General features: G+C 68.5%; 10 protein-coding genes and 1 pseudogene. 4 read left to right on the top strand and 7 right to left on the bottom strand.

What is annotated here, in order from left to right:
• Positions 1-72: 72 nt before the first annotated feature.
• Both ACZ5IK_RS00260 and ACZ5IK_RS00255 read right to left on the bottom strand, forming a co-directional pair.
• Complete coding sequence (locus tag ACZ5IK_RS00260) at positions 73-603, bottom strand: hypothetical protein (protein WP_465485889.1); 531 nt, start codon at positions 601-603, stop codon at positions 73-75.
• Positions 604-1,048: 445 nt separating this feature from the next.
• Entirely contained in the window at positions 1,049-2,491 is a 1,443-nt protein-coding gene (locus tag ACZ5IK_RS00255) for a catalase (protein ID WP_465485888.1), read from the bottom strand.
• Positions 2,492-2,684: 193 nt separating this feature from the next.
• Between ACZ5IK_RS00255 and ACZ5IK_RS00250 the strand changes: the two are divergent.
• Positions 2,685-3,830: pseudogene (locus ACZ5IK_RS00250) on the top strand (MFS transporter).
• Positions 3,831-3,901: 71 nt separating this feature from the next.
• Here ACZ5IK_RS00250 and ACZ5IK_RS00245 read toward each other — a convergent pair.
• Positions 3,902-4,273, bottom strand: coding sequence for a hypothetical protein (locus ACZ5IK_RS00245; RefSeq protein ID WP_465485887.1), 372 nt, complete (start codon positions 4,271-4,273; stop codon positions 3,902-3,904).
• A 72-nt stretch (positions 4,274-4,345) separates the two neighbouring features.
• Positions 4,346-5,536, bottom strand: a complete 1,191-nt coding sequence (locus ACZ5IK_RS00240; protein ID WP_465485886.1) for an RtcB family protein — start codon at positions 5,534-5,536, stop codon at positions 4,346-4,348.
• Positions 5,537-5,769: 233 nt separating this feature from the next.
• On the opposite strand from ACZ5IK_RS00240, the gene ACZ5IK_RS00235 reads away from it, so the two are divergent.
• Together ACZ5IK_RS00235 and ACZ5IK_RS00230 are read left to right on the top strand one after the other, a co-directional pair.
• The gene (locus tag ACZ5IK_RS00235; protein ID WP_465485885.1) at positions 5,770-7,269 is read left to right on the top strand and encodes a M48 family metallopeptidase; all 1,500 of its coding nucleotides are present in this window, start codon (positions 5,770-5,772) and stop codon (positions 7,267-7,269) included.
• A 9-nt stretch (positions 7,270-7,278) separates the two neighbouring features.
• Positions 7,279-8,385: a DUF4034 domain-containing protein gene (locus tag ACZ5IK_RS00230; RefSeq protein ID WP_465485884.1), complete on the top strand. Its 1,107-nt coding sequence runs from the start codon at positions 7,279-7,281 to the stop codon at positions 8,383-8,385.
• Positions 8,386-8,513: 128 nt separating this feature from the next.
• On the opposite strand, the gene ACZ5IK_RS00225 is transcribed toward ACZ5IK_RS00230, so the two are convergent.
• Both ACZ5IK_RS00225 and ACZ5IK_RS00220 read right to left on the bottom strand, forming a co-directional pair.
• Positions 8,514-9,551 (bottom strand): aspartate-semialdehyde dehydrogenase, encoded by a 1,038-nt coding sequence (locus ACZ5IK_RS00225; protein ID WP_465485883.1) that lies wholly within the window; start codon positions 9,549-9,551, stop codon positions 8,514-8,516.
• On the bottom strand, positions 9,551-10,816 hold the full coding sequence (locus ACZ5IK_RS00220) for an aspartate kinase (protein WP_101611168.1): 1,266 nt from the start codon (positions 10,814-10,816) through the stop codon (positions 9,551-9,553). The genes ACZ5IK_RS00225 and ACZ5IK_RS00220 overlap by 1 nt, the downstream gene beginning before the upstream one ends.
• A 227-nt stretch (positions 10,817-11,043) precedes the next feature.
• Between ACZ5IK_RS00220 and ACZ5IK_RS00215 the strand changes: the two genes are divergently transcribed.
• Positions 11,044-11,640, top strand: a complete 597-nt coding sequence (locus ACZ5IK_RS00215) for a nitroreductase family protein (RefSeq protein WP_465485882.1) — start codon at positions 11,044-11,046, stop codon at positions 11,638-11,640.
• Here ACZ5IK_RS00215 and ACZ5IK_RS00210 read toward each other — a convergent pair.
• Positions 11,601-13,070, bottom strand: coding sequence for an MFS transporter (locus tag ACZ5IK_RS00210; protein WP_465485881.1), 1,470 nt, complete (start codon positions 13,068-13,070; stop codon positions 11,601-11,603). The genes ACZ5IK_RS00215 and ACZ5IK_RS00210 overlap by 40 nt on opposite strands.
• Between the last annotated feature and the right edge of the window lie 44 nt (positions 13,071-13,114).

Genomic DNA, 13,114 nt, shown 5'->3' with positions numbered 1-13,114 from the left:
GCCCCTACCTGCCAGCGTGAGCTGGTCGCGATCCCGCGCCCTGCGAAAGGTTTCCGTCGGCGCGCGGCGATATTACGGCGTGGGGAGCGGCACCGGCGGTAGCGGCAGCGGCGGGACAGGGAGTCCGCCGAGCAGGCCGGCGAGGATGCCGGTCACCGCGGTCAACAGGGCTTTCACCAGGTCACTGACGATCTTCAACGGTCCGGGCAGGTCCGGGAGCGAGGGGATCGGTACCGGCAGCGGCGGGAGCTGGCGTGCCTTGGCCTTCGGGTCGGCCAGCAGCCTGCTGGATTCGTCGGAACGACCCTTGGCCAGGTCGCCGAGCTTCTGTGTTTCGGTCTGGATCTGGTAGCGCTTGCCTGCGGCGATGTCACCGAGGACGGGGCTCAGCTTGTCCAAGTCCGCTCGCGTCTTGGAGACGTCACCGGCATAGGCGACCTTGGTGAGCCCGTCCCGCATCTGCAGCACCTGAGCGGCGAGTGCCTGCGTGTTCGACGAACCCTTTCCACCATCGGTACTAGCCGTTGCGGCGCCGGCTGAGGCCACCGCCAACAGACTGCCTGCGGCGACCGCGGCAATCGTCCGGGCAATGTTGCCTTTCATTCCCTTACCTCCTGGCCTCTGGGACCTGACGAGGTAAATCGATACCCGCCGTATCGGCCGAACACCACCCGATCACCGGTTTGAACCGTTTTCTAACCCTTACGTGCCGGATTCATTCCCGGCGAAGAACCCCACAATTGATTAACGGTGAAATCTTGTGCGTCCCCCTGAAGATCATCCTTTTCGCACAATTTTATGACCACCTGTGACCGGTCGACACGGGAGAACGGTTCGTTCACCCACAGTGGTGTAAATGGTGATCGTTTGGCTTCATCACTCCGTCGGACAAGCGTGTCGCACTGCTCCACTCGGGTTATCCCCCACGCACGCCACGCCACCTTCTGGTTTCACATGCGAGTGGGGACATGGAAACGCACCCGGTGCGCGGGGGATGACGCGCGCCGGGTGCGTTCGGTGGTGGGAGCAGCCTCTTGGAGAGGTCGTTCTACTTGCGGAAGGCGTCCGCGACCTTGTCGCCGAGGTCCTTGTCGACGTTCCGCCAGTACTCGAAGACGCGCTCGAGCACCGGCTGCGAGACGTCGTTCGAAGCGTGGCCGATGATGTTGTTCGCGAGCCGCTCACGCTGCGCGTCGTCCATCACCTCGCGCACGAGCGTGCCCGGCTGGCCGAAGTCGTCGTCCTCGGCGTGGAGCTTGTACGCCGACCGGATGACCTCGTCCTCGACGCCGTAGCCCGACGCGGTCTCGGAGGCGATCTCCGCGTTCGCGTGCGGTCCGCCCTTGGAGTTCGGCGCGTACACCGGGTCGCCCGGGTTGTTGTAGCGCATCGCGCCGTCGCGCGAGTAGCTGTTCACCGGGGACTTCGGCGCGTTGACCGGCAGCTGCGTGTAGTTCGCGCCGATCCGGTAGCGGTGCGCGTCCGGGTACGCGAACAGGCGGCCCTGCAGCATCTTGTCCGGCGACGGGCCGATGCCCGGCACCAGGTTGGACGGCTCGAACGCGGCCTGCTCGATCTCCGCGAAGTAGTTCGCCGGATTGCGGTCGAGCACCCAGCGGCCGACCTTGATCAGCGGGTAGTCGCCCTTCGGCCACACCTTGGTCAGGTCGAACGGGTTGAAGCGGTAGTCCGCGGCTTCGGCGTAGGGCATCACCTGGACGTACAGCGTCCAGCTGGGGTGGTTGCCCTTCTCGATGTTCTTGAACAGGTCGCGGATGTAGTAGTCGGAGTCCTCGCCCGCGATGCGGTCCGCGTCGGCCTGGGGCAGGTAGCCGATGCCCTGGTCGGTCTTGAAGTGGTACTTGACCCAGAACTTCTCGCCGCCCGCGTTCTCCCACAGGTAGGTGTGCGAGCCGAAGCCGTCCATCTCGCGCCAGTTCGACGGGATGCCGCGATCGCCCATCAGCCAGGTGACCTGGTGCGCCGACTCGGGCCGCAGCGTCCAGAAGTCCCACTGGATGTCGTGGTCGCGCAGGTGGTTGTCGGCGCGGCGCTTCTGCGAGTGGATGAAGTCCGGGAACTTGATCGGGTCGCGGATGAAGAACACCGGCGTGTTGTTGCCGACGAGGTCGTAGTTGCCCTCGGAGGTGTAGAACTTCACCGCGAACCCGCGGGGGTCGCGCCACGTGTCGGGCGAGCCGTTCTCCCCCGCGACCGACGAGAAGCGGACCAGGCTCTCGGTGCGCACGCCGGGCTGGAAGAGCGCGGCCTTCGTGAACTGGCTGACGTCCTCGGTGACCTCGAGGAAGCCGTGCGCGCCGCCGCCCTTGGCGTGGACGACGCGTTCGGGCACGCGCTCACGGTTGAACTGGGCGTTCTTCTCGATCAGGTAGTGGTCCTGGAGCAGGATCGGACCGTTGGCACCCAGCGTCAGCGAGTCGTTGTCGCTCGCGACGGGGATACCCACGTTGTTCGTGGTCGGCAAGGTCACGCCGGTGCCTCCTGTTTCGTGGTGGTACCGCCACCCTCTCGCTTATTCTGGAATCAGTCAAGAAAACACCCCGGACCGGGTGACCACCGGCGTGAAAAAAACTTGCACGCGCGTACCAAGTTAAGTTCTCATCGGACGTATGGCCCTCGCTCCGTACCGTCGTGTGTTAGCCGTGCCCGGGGTTCCCAGCTCGATGATGCTGATGTTCCTGGCCCGGCTCCCGATGACGGCCATGGGCGTGACGATGACGCTGTACGTGGTCAACGACCTCGGCCGCGGCTACGGCGCGGCCGGGCTGGTCGGCGCGGCCACCACGCTCGGCAGCGCGATCGGGGCGCCGCTCGTCGGCCGGTACGTCGACCGCTACGGCCTGCGGCCGGTGGTCGCGATCTGCGGCCTGGCCTCGACGACCTTCTGGATCAGCGCGCCGCATCTGCCGTATCAAGTGCTGCTGGCGGTCGCGCTCCCCGCGGGCGTGCTGTCGGTGCCCGCCGGGACGCTGGCGCGGCTGGTGCTCACCGCGCTCGTGCCGCTCGAGCAGCGGCGGGCGGCCTACTCGCTGGACACGATCCTGGTGGAAGCGTCGTTCATGATCGGGCCGTCGGCCGGGATCATGGCGATCACGCAGCTGCCCGCGGTGTACGCGCTCACCGGCATCGGGATCTGCTTCGCGCTTTCGGCGGCGCTGATCTACCGGCAGAACCCGCCGATCCGCGCCGAGGCCGACGCCGAGGTGTTCACCGGCGAGCGGCCGCCCGTGCGGAGCTGGCTCACCGGACGGCTCGTGATGGCGATGTTCATCGCCGCCGGCGCGCTGTTCTGCCTGGTCGGGATGGAGCTCGCCGCGCTGGCGACGGTGCGCGCGAGCGGCGACATCGCCTGGTCCGGGCTGCTGATCACGTTGATGTGCATCGCCTCCGTGCTCGGCGGGGCGATACACGGGGCCGTCCAGCGGTCGCTTTCGCAGGGCACGCTGATGGTGCTGCTCGCGGTGCTCACGCTGCCGGTCGGGCTGGTCGACCACCCGTGGTGGCTGCTGGCGATCGTGCTCTTCCCGAGCAACGTGCTGTGCGCGCCGACGCTCGCGGCGAGCACCGAGACGGTCAGCGCGGCGGCGCCACCGCGGGTGCGCGGCGAGGCGATGGGGCTGCTGGACGCGGCCAGCCGGATCGGGCTGGCGATCGGGAGCCCGATCATCGGGTATGTGATCGATCACTCCAGCCCGGGCTGAGGGTTCGCGGCCTCGGCGATCGGAGCGCTGGCGATCGCCTCGCTCGGCCTGTTCTGGCGACGGTCCCGCACCCCGGCCGCCCCGGCGCCCGCACTCGCCTCCTCCTGACGCAATTCGTCCTCTAGTTGCGGTGGTTCGAGAGCGAACCACCGCAACTAGAGGACGAATTGCGGGGAGGGTCAGGCGCAGACCTTGCGCAGGGCGTCGACCCGGTCGATGTTGCGTTTGGTCCAGTCCGCGATCTTGCCCGCGTCATGGATGTTCTCCTTCTGGGCCTGCAGGTACGAGTCGGCCATGCCGGTGAGCGCGCCCGCCACGTCCTGCTCGCCGACGCTGGACGCCAGCTCACGCAAGCGCTTCTCCTTGTCCGCGGCCCGCTCCTTGAGCGTCGCCGGGTCCGGAGTGAGGTCGGTGAGGCTGAGCGCCTCGGCGCACGCGCCGACCTTCGTCGCGGCCTTGTTCGTCTGATCGACGGCGTTCGTGACCTCGCTGCAGCCGGCCAGCGCGAGTCCGGCGGCCGCCACGAGCGCCACGATTCCCAACCTCTTCATGGGATCCAGGGTAGCGATTTCGTGGGTGGCATGTCGGGTTCCCTGACCACCACCCACGAACCGCCCGGTAATTCAGCCCTTCACGCAGACGACCTGCTTCAGGTGCGCGACCACCTCGACGAGGTCGGTCTGCGCCTTGATCACCGTTTCGATGTCCTTGTACGCGGCCGGGATCTCGTCCACCACACCGGAGTCCTTGCGGCATTCCACCCCGGCGGTCTGCGCGGCGAGGTCTTCGGCGGTGAACAGCTTCTTGGCCTTGTTCCGCGACATCCGGCGGCCCGCGCCGTGCGACGCGGACTGGAAGGACGACGTGTTCCCGAGACCGCGCACGATGTACGAACCGGTGCCCATGCTGCCCGGGATGATCCCGAGGTCACCCGAACCCGCGCGGATCGCGCCCTTGCGGGTCACCAACAGTTCGACGCCGTCGTAGGTCTCTTCGGCGACGTAATTATGGTGGCAGCTGATCGCGTCGTCGAACGTAGTCTGCGGGACGACGTCCTTCAACGCCTGCTTGACGAGCGCGACCATGGCGGCGCGGTTGCGCGCCGCGTAGTCCTGCGCCCAGAACAGGTCGCGCCGGTACGCCTGCATTTCCGGCGTACCCGCGACGAACACCGCGAGGTCCGGATCCGGCAGGTCCGCGTTGTGCGGCAGCTTCCGCGCGACGGCCATGTGCCGTTCGGCGAGTTCCTTGCCGATGTTGCGCGAACCCGAGTGCAGCATCAGCCAGACGCGGCCTTCGTCGTCTCCGCCCTGTTCGAGGCAGACCTCGATGAAGTGGTTACCGCCACCGAGGCTCCCGATCTGGCGGGCGGCGCGGTCGTGCAGTTCCTGGACGCCGGTGTGCAGGTCGCCGAAGGACTTCCAGAACGCGTCCCAGCCACCGACACCGTGCACCTTCGCCGGGTTCACCGGGGTCTTGTGCAGGCCGAAGCCGACCGGGACGGCCGACTCGATCCGGCGGCGGAGCTTCACCAGGTCGTCGGGCAGATCGGCGGCGGTGAGCGAGGTCCGCACCGCGCTCATCCCGCAACCGATGTCCACGCCGACGGCGGCCGGGGACACGGCGTCGCGCATCGCGATCACGCTGCCGACGGTCGCGCCCTTGCCGTAGTGGACGTCGGGCATGACCGCGACGCCGTGCACCCACGGCAGGTTGGCGACGTTGTGCAGCTGTCGCATGGCTTGGTCCTCGACCGACGTGGGGTCGGCCCACATCCGGATCGGAACCCGCGAGCCTTCGACCGCCGTGTACATGACTTTCCCTTCGTGGAAAACGTTTTGTCGTCGTCGAGCATGCACCGGGCGGGCGAACCGGACAAGGCAATTACCGCCATCCACAGTGGACTGTCACGTGCGTTTGCGTGGGCTGATGTTCATCGCGAAGTCGTAGATCGTGTTCGAAAAGTGCTCGGCTCTTACTGCGGCTTCGGGCACAATGAGCGCTCGGTGTCGGGGGTACACCAACTCTGGGGAAGGTCCGTTTCACAGTGAAGTCTTTACGTGGGCTGCTCGCTGCCGTCCTGCTGGCGGGATTCCCGCTGCTCGTGCTGGCGTTCGTGGGCGGGATCGTGACGCTCGAGGTGCTGGCGCTGCGCCACAACGTTTTCGCGGCGGCGAAGCTCGGCATCGTCACCGTCCCGGTCGGCTGGATCCTGCTCAAGACGCTGCTCACGGTCGAGCGGGCGACCGGCGACGACCTGCCCGGCGTCGAGGTGACGCCGGAGGACCAGCCCGCGCTCTGGGCGCTGGTCCGGGAGCTGGCGGACGAGGCGGGCACCCGGCCGCCGGACGAGATCTATCTCGACGCGGACGTGAACGCCGCGGTCACCGAGCGGACCTCGTGGCTCGGGCTGCGGGTGCTGCGCCGCCGGATGATCATCGGTGTCCCGCTGATCATGGGCCTGCGCCAGGACCAGTTCCGGGCGGTGCTCGCGCATGAGCTGGGCCACTACAGCAACAAGGACACGCGGTTCGCCGCGCTGACCTATCGCGGGCGCAAATCCATCGCGAGAGTCGTCAGTGGTCTCGGCCGCGAAGGCTACTTCGAGCGCTTCGTCGGCTGGCTCTTCAAGCAGTACGCGAAGCTGTACTTCGTCGTCTCGATGAGTGTCTGCCGAGCCCAGGAACTCGCGGCCGACGCCGTCTCCGCGCGACTCGCGGGGACCGACGCGGCGACCTCGGCCCTGCGTGAGATCGAGGCGCTGGCCGTCACCTGGCGGTTCTTCATGAACAACTACGCCGCCATCGGCTGGGACGCGGGCTACCTCCCGGATCGGTTCGGCGAGGGCTATCGCGCGCTGCTCACCGACCCGACCAGGGCGGAGCAGATGGACGAGATGCGGCGGAACCCGCCGGAGGACAAGACCTCGCGGTGGGACACGCACCCGGCGACCCGGGACCGCGTCGCGACGCTCGAGGCCGGGGCCCGGATCCCGGTCCGCTCCGGCGGCGAGCGCCCGGCGGCCGACCTGCTGACCGGCGCCGAGAAGATGCTCGACAGGGCGCTGTTCACCGTCTTCTCCGACGAGGCGCTCGCGATGCGGCGGACCGACTGGCAGTCCTTGGTCGCCATCGGCCGTCGTCATGTCGCGGCCGAAGCGGCCGCCGAGATCCTGGGCGAACGCACCCTGGACATGGCGCTGGACCTGCTCGACGCGGGCCGTCACGAGGAACTCTCCGACCCCGGCGAGAAGGCACCCGCCGGCGCCGGGCCCCGTGCCCGCCGGGAGTTCGCCGCCGTCTCCGTCCGCAGGCGGGTGGGGATCGTGGTGCACGCGGCCCTCACCGACGTCGGCGTGGCGCGGTGGTCGCTGTCGTGGTCCGGACCGGCGCCGTTCACCGTGGACGAGCCGCTGGACGAGCGGCTGCCGTCCGCGCTCGACAGGGCCACCGCCGCCGAAGCCGACACCGCGCCGCTGCGCGCGCTGCTGACGGCCGCCGGGGTGTCCGCCGGTTACCGGCCGTCTCCCACTCTTGTTCGTTCTTAAGGAGTTTCAATGCTTTGGCTGCTCAAATCCCGTGAACGCAAGGCCGTCTTCGCCATGATGAAGGAGGCGAAACGACGCGGCGTCGAGATCGACGAACTCAAGAACGTGCTGACGCCGGAAGAGTTCGCCGCGCTCTTGCCGCCGGAGAAGCCCAAGTTCAAGGGCAGGATCCCGGACGTCACGCGCTGGGGGCTCCCGGCCGACAGCGAGGTGTCGGCCAAGGAGTACTGGACCGACGAAGAGGTCCTCGCGGTTCTGGAGTCGACCGCCCGGGGCGAATGGGAAGGCGCGGCCGCGCTGCTGGCGTCGACCTGGGGGAACTGGGATCGCCGCAACCTGGTGAACGGCGCGCTCGGCGAAGCCGCCGCGCAGGACGACGAATGGCTGCGGGCGTGGCGCAAGGCCCGCCCCGGCGACCCGGGCGCCGCGCTCGTCAACGCGGAATCGCTGGTGCACGTGGCTTGGGAGGTGCGCAGCGGCCTGCAGGCGAAACACGTCACCGAGGAACAGTTCGCCGCGTTCTTCCGGGTGCTGGAGCAGGCCGAGGAGGCCGTGCGCGAGGCGTCCGCGCTCGCCCCCGAGGACCCGACGCCGTGGGTGACCGCGCTCGCGATCGCGATGGGACGGCAGTACGAAAACGACCAGTACCTGGAGATTTGGGCGGAACTCGCCGAACGCGACCCGCAGCATCGCGGGGCGCATACACGGGCACTGCAGTACTGGTGCGCGAAGTGGTTCGGCTCGAACGAGCGGATGTGGGAGTTCGCCGAGACCGCCGCGGCGAAGTCGCCGAAACTGGCCCCGCTGCTGCTGATCGCCGCGCACGAATCCGAGTTCCAGGACGCTCCCGCGTGGCGTGACCCGCGGGTCGCCGGCGCGCTCGACGGGATCGTGGCGTGGCTGAACGGCGAAGGGCGCGATCACCCGGCGACGCGGGGAGACCGGGCGTACGCGGCGAAGGCGCTCGTGGAGAACGGGCGCTTCGACGAGGCCGTCGAGCAGTTCCGGCTCTTGGGGACGCGGGCCGACAGCGGGGTGTGGGCCTACAGCGGGGACGCGCGGGGCGAGTTCCTGGCGACGCGGTACGCGGCGTGCGCCGGGGCCACGAAGCCCTGACCATCCCGTGCGTTTAGTCCTCTAGTTGCGGTTGGTTCTCCGGTCGCGCGTGCTATGAAAGGCCCGTTACTTGCGAAATTTGCAAGTAACGGGCCTTTCATAGCGTCCGGTACGGAGCGTTCGGTGCGTCAGGAGTTCGCGATCAGCTCCGCGATCTGTACCGCGTTGAGCGCCGCGCCCTTCCGCAGGTTGTCGTTCGACAGGAACAACGCCAGACCGCGACCGCCGTCGACGCCCGGGTCCGTCCGCAGCCGCCCGACGTAGGACGGGTCCTGGCCCGCGGCCTGCAGCGGGGTCGGGATCTCGGACAGCTCCACGCCGGGGGCGCCGGTCAGCAGTTCGGTCGCGCGGGCGACCGAAAGCGCCTGCGAGAACTCCGCGTTGATCGAGATCGAGTGCCCCGAGAACACCGGCACCCGCACGCAGGTGCAGGAAACGCGCAGCTCCGGGATGCTCAGGATCTTGCGGCTCTCGTTGCGGAACTTCTTCTCTTCGTCCGTCTCGAACAAGCCGTCGTCCACAATGGACCCGGCGAGCGGGAGGACGTTGTGCGCGATGGTCCGCGCGTACTTCTTCGGCTCGGGGAAGGTCACCGCCGCGCCGTCGTGAGTCAGCGCGCCCGCGTTCGGCGCCGCCGCGGCGAGCTGGCCTTCCAGCTCCTCGACGCCGGCGAGCCCGCTGCCGGACACCGCCTGGTAGGTGCTGGCGACCAGCCGGACCAGCCCGGCCTCGGCGTGCAGCGGCTTGAGCACCGGCATCGCGGCCATCGTGGTGCAGTTGGGGTTCGCGATGATCCCCTTGCGCGCTTCCTTGATCGCCTCCGGGTTGACCTCGCTGACGACCAGCGGGACCTCGGGGTCCATCCGCCAGGCCGACGAGTTGTCGATCACCGTGGCGCCCGCCGCGGCGAACCGCTCCGCCTGCGCCTTGGAGGTCGAGCCACCGGCGGAGAACAGCGCGATGTCCAAACCGGACGGATCGGCGGTCGTCGCGTCCTCGATGACGATTTCCTGATCCTGCCAAGAAAGCTTGGAACCGGCGGACCGCGCCGAAGCGAAGTACCGCATCTCGGCGACCGGGAAACCCCGTTCTGCCAGCAGACGGCGCATGACGCCGCCGACCTGACCGGTCGCCCCGACGACCCCTACCCGCAAACCGTTCGACATCAGCGTCCACTCCCCGCGTAGACGACGGCTTCTTCGTCGCCGCCGAGTTCGAATGCCTCGTGGATCGCTCGCACCGCGTCGTCGAGCTGCGAGTCCCGGATCAGTACCGAGATCCGGATCTCCGAGGTGTTGATGATTTCGATGTTCACGCCCGACTGCGCGAGCGCCTCGCAGAACGTCGCCGTGACACCGGGGTGCGAACGCATCCCCGCGCCGACGAGCGACACCTTGCCGACGTGGTCGTCGTAGAGGACCGACTCGAAGCCGATCTCGTCCTTGATCTTCTCCAGCGACTGCACGGCCTTGGCACCGTTGGCCTTCGACAGCGTGAAGGTGATGTCGGTGCGGCCGGACGACGTGCTGGACACGTTCTGCAGCACCATGTCGATGTCGATCTCGTTGTCGGCGATCACCCGGAAGATCCTGGCCGCGGCGCCGGCGGTGTCGGGCACGCCGGTCACCGTGATCTTGGCTTCGGAGCGGTCGTGCGCCACACCGGTGATCAACGCTTGTTCCACGGGGATCTCCTCGATAGAACCGGTCACCGTGGTGCCCGGTTTGTCACTGTAGGAAGAACGGACTCGGATCGGGACGCCGTAGCGGCGCGCGTACTCCACCGAGCGCAGGTGCAGGATCTTCGAGCCGCTCGCGGCCAGCTCCAGCATCTCCTCGTAGGCGATGGTGTCGAGCTTGCGGGCGTCGGGCACGACGCGGGGATCGGCGGTGTACACACCGTCCACATCGGAATAGATCTCGCAGACGTCGGCGTTCAGCGCCGCGGCCAGCGCGACGGCGGTGGTGTCCGAACCGCCGCGGCCGAGGGTGGTGATGTCCTTGGTGTCCTGTGACACGCCCTGGAACCCCGCCACCAGCGCGATGTAGCCCTGGTCGAGGGCTTCCGTCACACGGCTGGGGCTGACGTCGATGATCCGCGCGTTGCCGTGCACCGACGTCGTCACCACGCCGGCCTGCGAACCGGTGAACGACCACGCCTCCGCGCCCTGCGCGGAGATCGCCATGGCGACGAGCGAGTTCGAGATGCGCTCACCGGCGGTGAGCAGCATGTCCATCTCACGCTCCGGCGGGGCCGGGTTGACCTGCTGAGCCAGGTCGAGCAGCTCGTCCGTCGTGTCGCCCATGGCGGAGCAGACGACGACGACGTCGTTGCCCGCCTTCTTGGTGGCGACGATGCGTTCCGCGACGCGTTTGATCCGGTCGGCACTTTCCAGCGACGAACCGCCGTACTTCTGGACCACGAGGGCCACGCCCGAACCTCCTCGACGGGCCGGGCGTGCTCCTGGTGGGCACCGAGGAGCCCCCGCGTCCCTTATTTGAGCGAAAGCCTACCGGGGTCACGCACGCCCGCCACCGTCGTAAGTGGTCCTGACCACCACTTCGAGGACTTCTGGAAGTAAATCTTCCTTAACACCAACGAAATAGTCGGAGGGCTTTCACTTTAGTGACGGAGAGCACGCCTTGTTATCGTCCGCCAATGCACAAACCCGCCCAGACGAGTACCCCGATCGCGTCGATCCTGGCCGCCAGGTGGAGTCCCCGGGCCTACGACGAGGCCGCGGTCGTCACCGAAGACCAGCTCCGCGCACTGCTCGAAGCGGCCCGCTGGGCACCGTCGTTCGGCAACACCCAGCCCGCCCGCTACCTGGTCGGCCTGCGGGGCACGCCGTCGTTCGACCGCATCCTCTCGACGCTCAACTCGGGCAACCGCGACTGGGCCCATCGCGCCGGTCTGCTGTTGATCGGCGCGATGGTGACCACGAACGAGAAGGGCGATGTCCCGTACGCCGAGTACGGGCTGGGTCTCGCGAGCGAGAATCTCGTGCTCCAGGCCGTCGAACTCGGCCTGATCGCGCACCAGATGGCGGGCTTCTCCGCCGAAGCGGCGAAGGACTTCTTCGGCCTCCCCGACGACGTCGTCCCGAAGGTCGCCATCGCCGTCGGCTCCCCCGCCGACCCGTCGGTGCTCGAAGAGGACTGGCGGATCGAGCGTGAGAAGGGGCCTCGCGAGCGGATCCCGCTGGCGGAATTCGCCTACGCCGACACCTGGGGTGTGAGCGCTTTCTCCGAGTGAGGGAGCCATCGCAGAGCGAGACCTCCCAGTGCGACGTGCAGCAGGCTCAGCACCGCGACGGCGGTGTGCAGGCCCGAGACGAAGGCCTCCTTCGCGTCAGCGGCGACAGCGGGCGCGATACCGGGCAGCTGGAGGGTTCCGTCCAGGGTGGGCGCGAGATCCGGACCGGCCAGGCGGAACACCAGCGCGGCGAGTGACCCCATGAGCGCGATCCCCAGCGCGTTGCCGATCTCGTTGCCGGTTTCGGCGATGGCGCCCGCCGCTCCGGCCCGTTCGGCGGGCACCGCGGCGACGGCCGTGTCGGCCACGACGCTGAACGAGATGCCGTAGCCGACACCGGCGACCACCGTCGAGGCGACGTACCAGCCCACCCCGCCCGTGACGCCGGTCATGAGCAACAGCGCCAGCCCGACGGCGATGGAGAAGTGGCAGCCGACCAGCGCCACGCGCTTGCCGATCCGCTCGACCAGCGCCGGGGTGACCACGCACATGATCGTGAGGACGGCCGCCCCGGGCAGCGCCAGGAGCGCCGCGTGCAGGACGGGCAGCCCCAGCACGGACTGCAGGTGGATCCCGGACAGGTACGCGGCCGCCGACCAGGCCGCGAGCGGCAGGAACCCGGTGACGATCGCGATCGTGAAGACACGGTCGCGGAACAGGGAGAAATCGATGAGCGGATGGTCGAGGCCTCGCTGGCGCCGGGCGAACCACACCAGCAGCACGGCACCGGCGATTCCCGCGGAGACCGCGAAGACGGACAGGCCGTCGGCCGCCACGTGCTTGATCCCGTAGATCGCGAGCAAGAGTCCGGCGGCGGAGAGCGCCACGCTCAGCGTGTCCACGCGTCCCTTCCCGGTGGCCCGCACCTCGCGGAGCAGCACCGGCGCGAGCAGCAGGAACACCGCGATCACCGGCAGGTTGACCAGGAAGACCGAACCCCACCAGAACCGCTCCAGCAGGACACCGCCGACGACCGGGCCGGCCGCGAAACCGGCGGCGAACGCGGCCGCGAAGACGCCGATGGCCTGCGCCCGTCGCCGAGGATCGGGGAAAAGTTCACTCAACACCGCCAGTGCCGACGGCAGCAGAGTCGCGCCTGCCAGCCCCATCAGCGCGCGGAACGCGATCAACAGCTCGGGACCCGGAGCGAACGCCGCGCCGGTCGAAGCCGCGCCGAACACCGCGGCGCCGATCATCAGCAGCTTCAGCCGTCCGTACCGGTCGCCGAGGTTGCCGAACGCGATCAGCAGCGAGCCGACCGCGAAGCCGTAGACGTCCAGGATCCACAACGCCTGGTCGGCCGTCGGAGCGAGCGCCTGGCTGATCCTGGGCATCGCGAGGAACAGGATCGACCCGTCCATGGAGACCAGGAACACCGGGCAGAGGATCACCAGCAGGCCGAACCAGGCCCGGGTGTGCGGTCGTGTCATGACCTCGACGCTGCACCGGCTTCGGGAGGGCAGCCATCCCCGTG

It is taken from the genome of Amycolatopsis sp. NPDC031561, from assembly GCF_055580625.1.
This window is presented reverse-complemented; position numbering and strand designations above follow the sequence as displayed.

What these genes read in the sequence shown, in the direction of transcription:
- ACZ5IK_RS00260 (WP_465485889.1), bottom strand. Translation starts at nt 603, where the DNA reads ATGAAAGGCAACATTGCCCGGACGATTGCCGCGGTCGCCGCAGGCAGT.
- ACZ5IK_RS00245 (WP_465485887.1), bottom strand. Translation starts at nt 4,273, where the DNA reads ATGAAGAGGTTGGGAATCGTGGCGCTCGTGGCGGCCGCCGGACTCGCG.
- ACZ5IK_RS00240 (WP_465485886.1), bottom strand. Translation starts at nt 5,536, where the DNA reads ATGTACACGGCGGTCGAAGGCTCGCGGGTTCCGATCCGGATGTGGGCC.
- ACZ5IK_RS00210 (WP_465485881.1), bottom strand. Translation starts at nt 13,070, where the DNA reads ATGACACGACCGCACACCCGGGCCTGGTTCGGCCTGCTGGTGATCCTC.
- ACZ5IK_RS00215 (WP_465485882.1), top strand. Translation starts at nt 11,044, where the DNA reads ATGCACAAACCCGCCCAGACGAGTACCCCGATCGCGTCGATCCTGGCC.
- ACZ5IK_RS00230 (WP_465485884.1), top strand. Translation starts at nt 7,279, where the DNA reads ATGCTTTGGCTGCTCAAATCCCGTGAACGCAAGGCCGTCTTCGCCATG.
- ACZ5IK_RS00225 (WP_465485883.1), bottom strand. Translation starts at nt 9,551, where the DNA reads ATGTCGAACGGTTTGCGGGTAGGGGTCGTCGGGGCGACCGGTCAGGTC.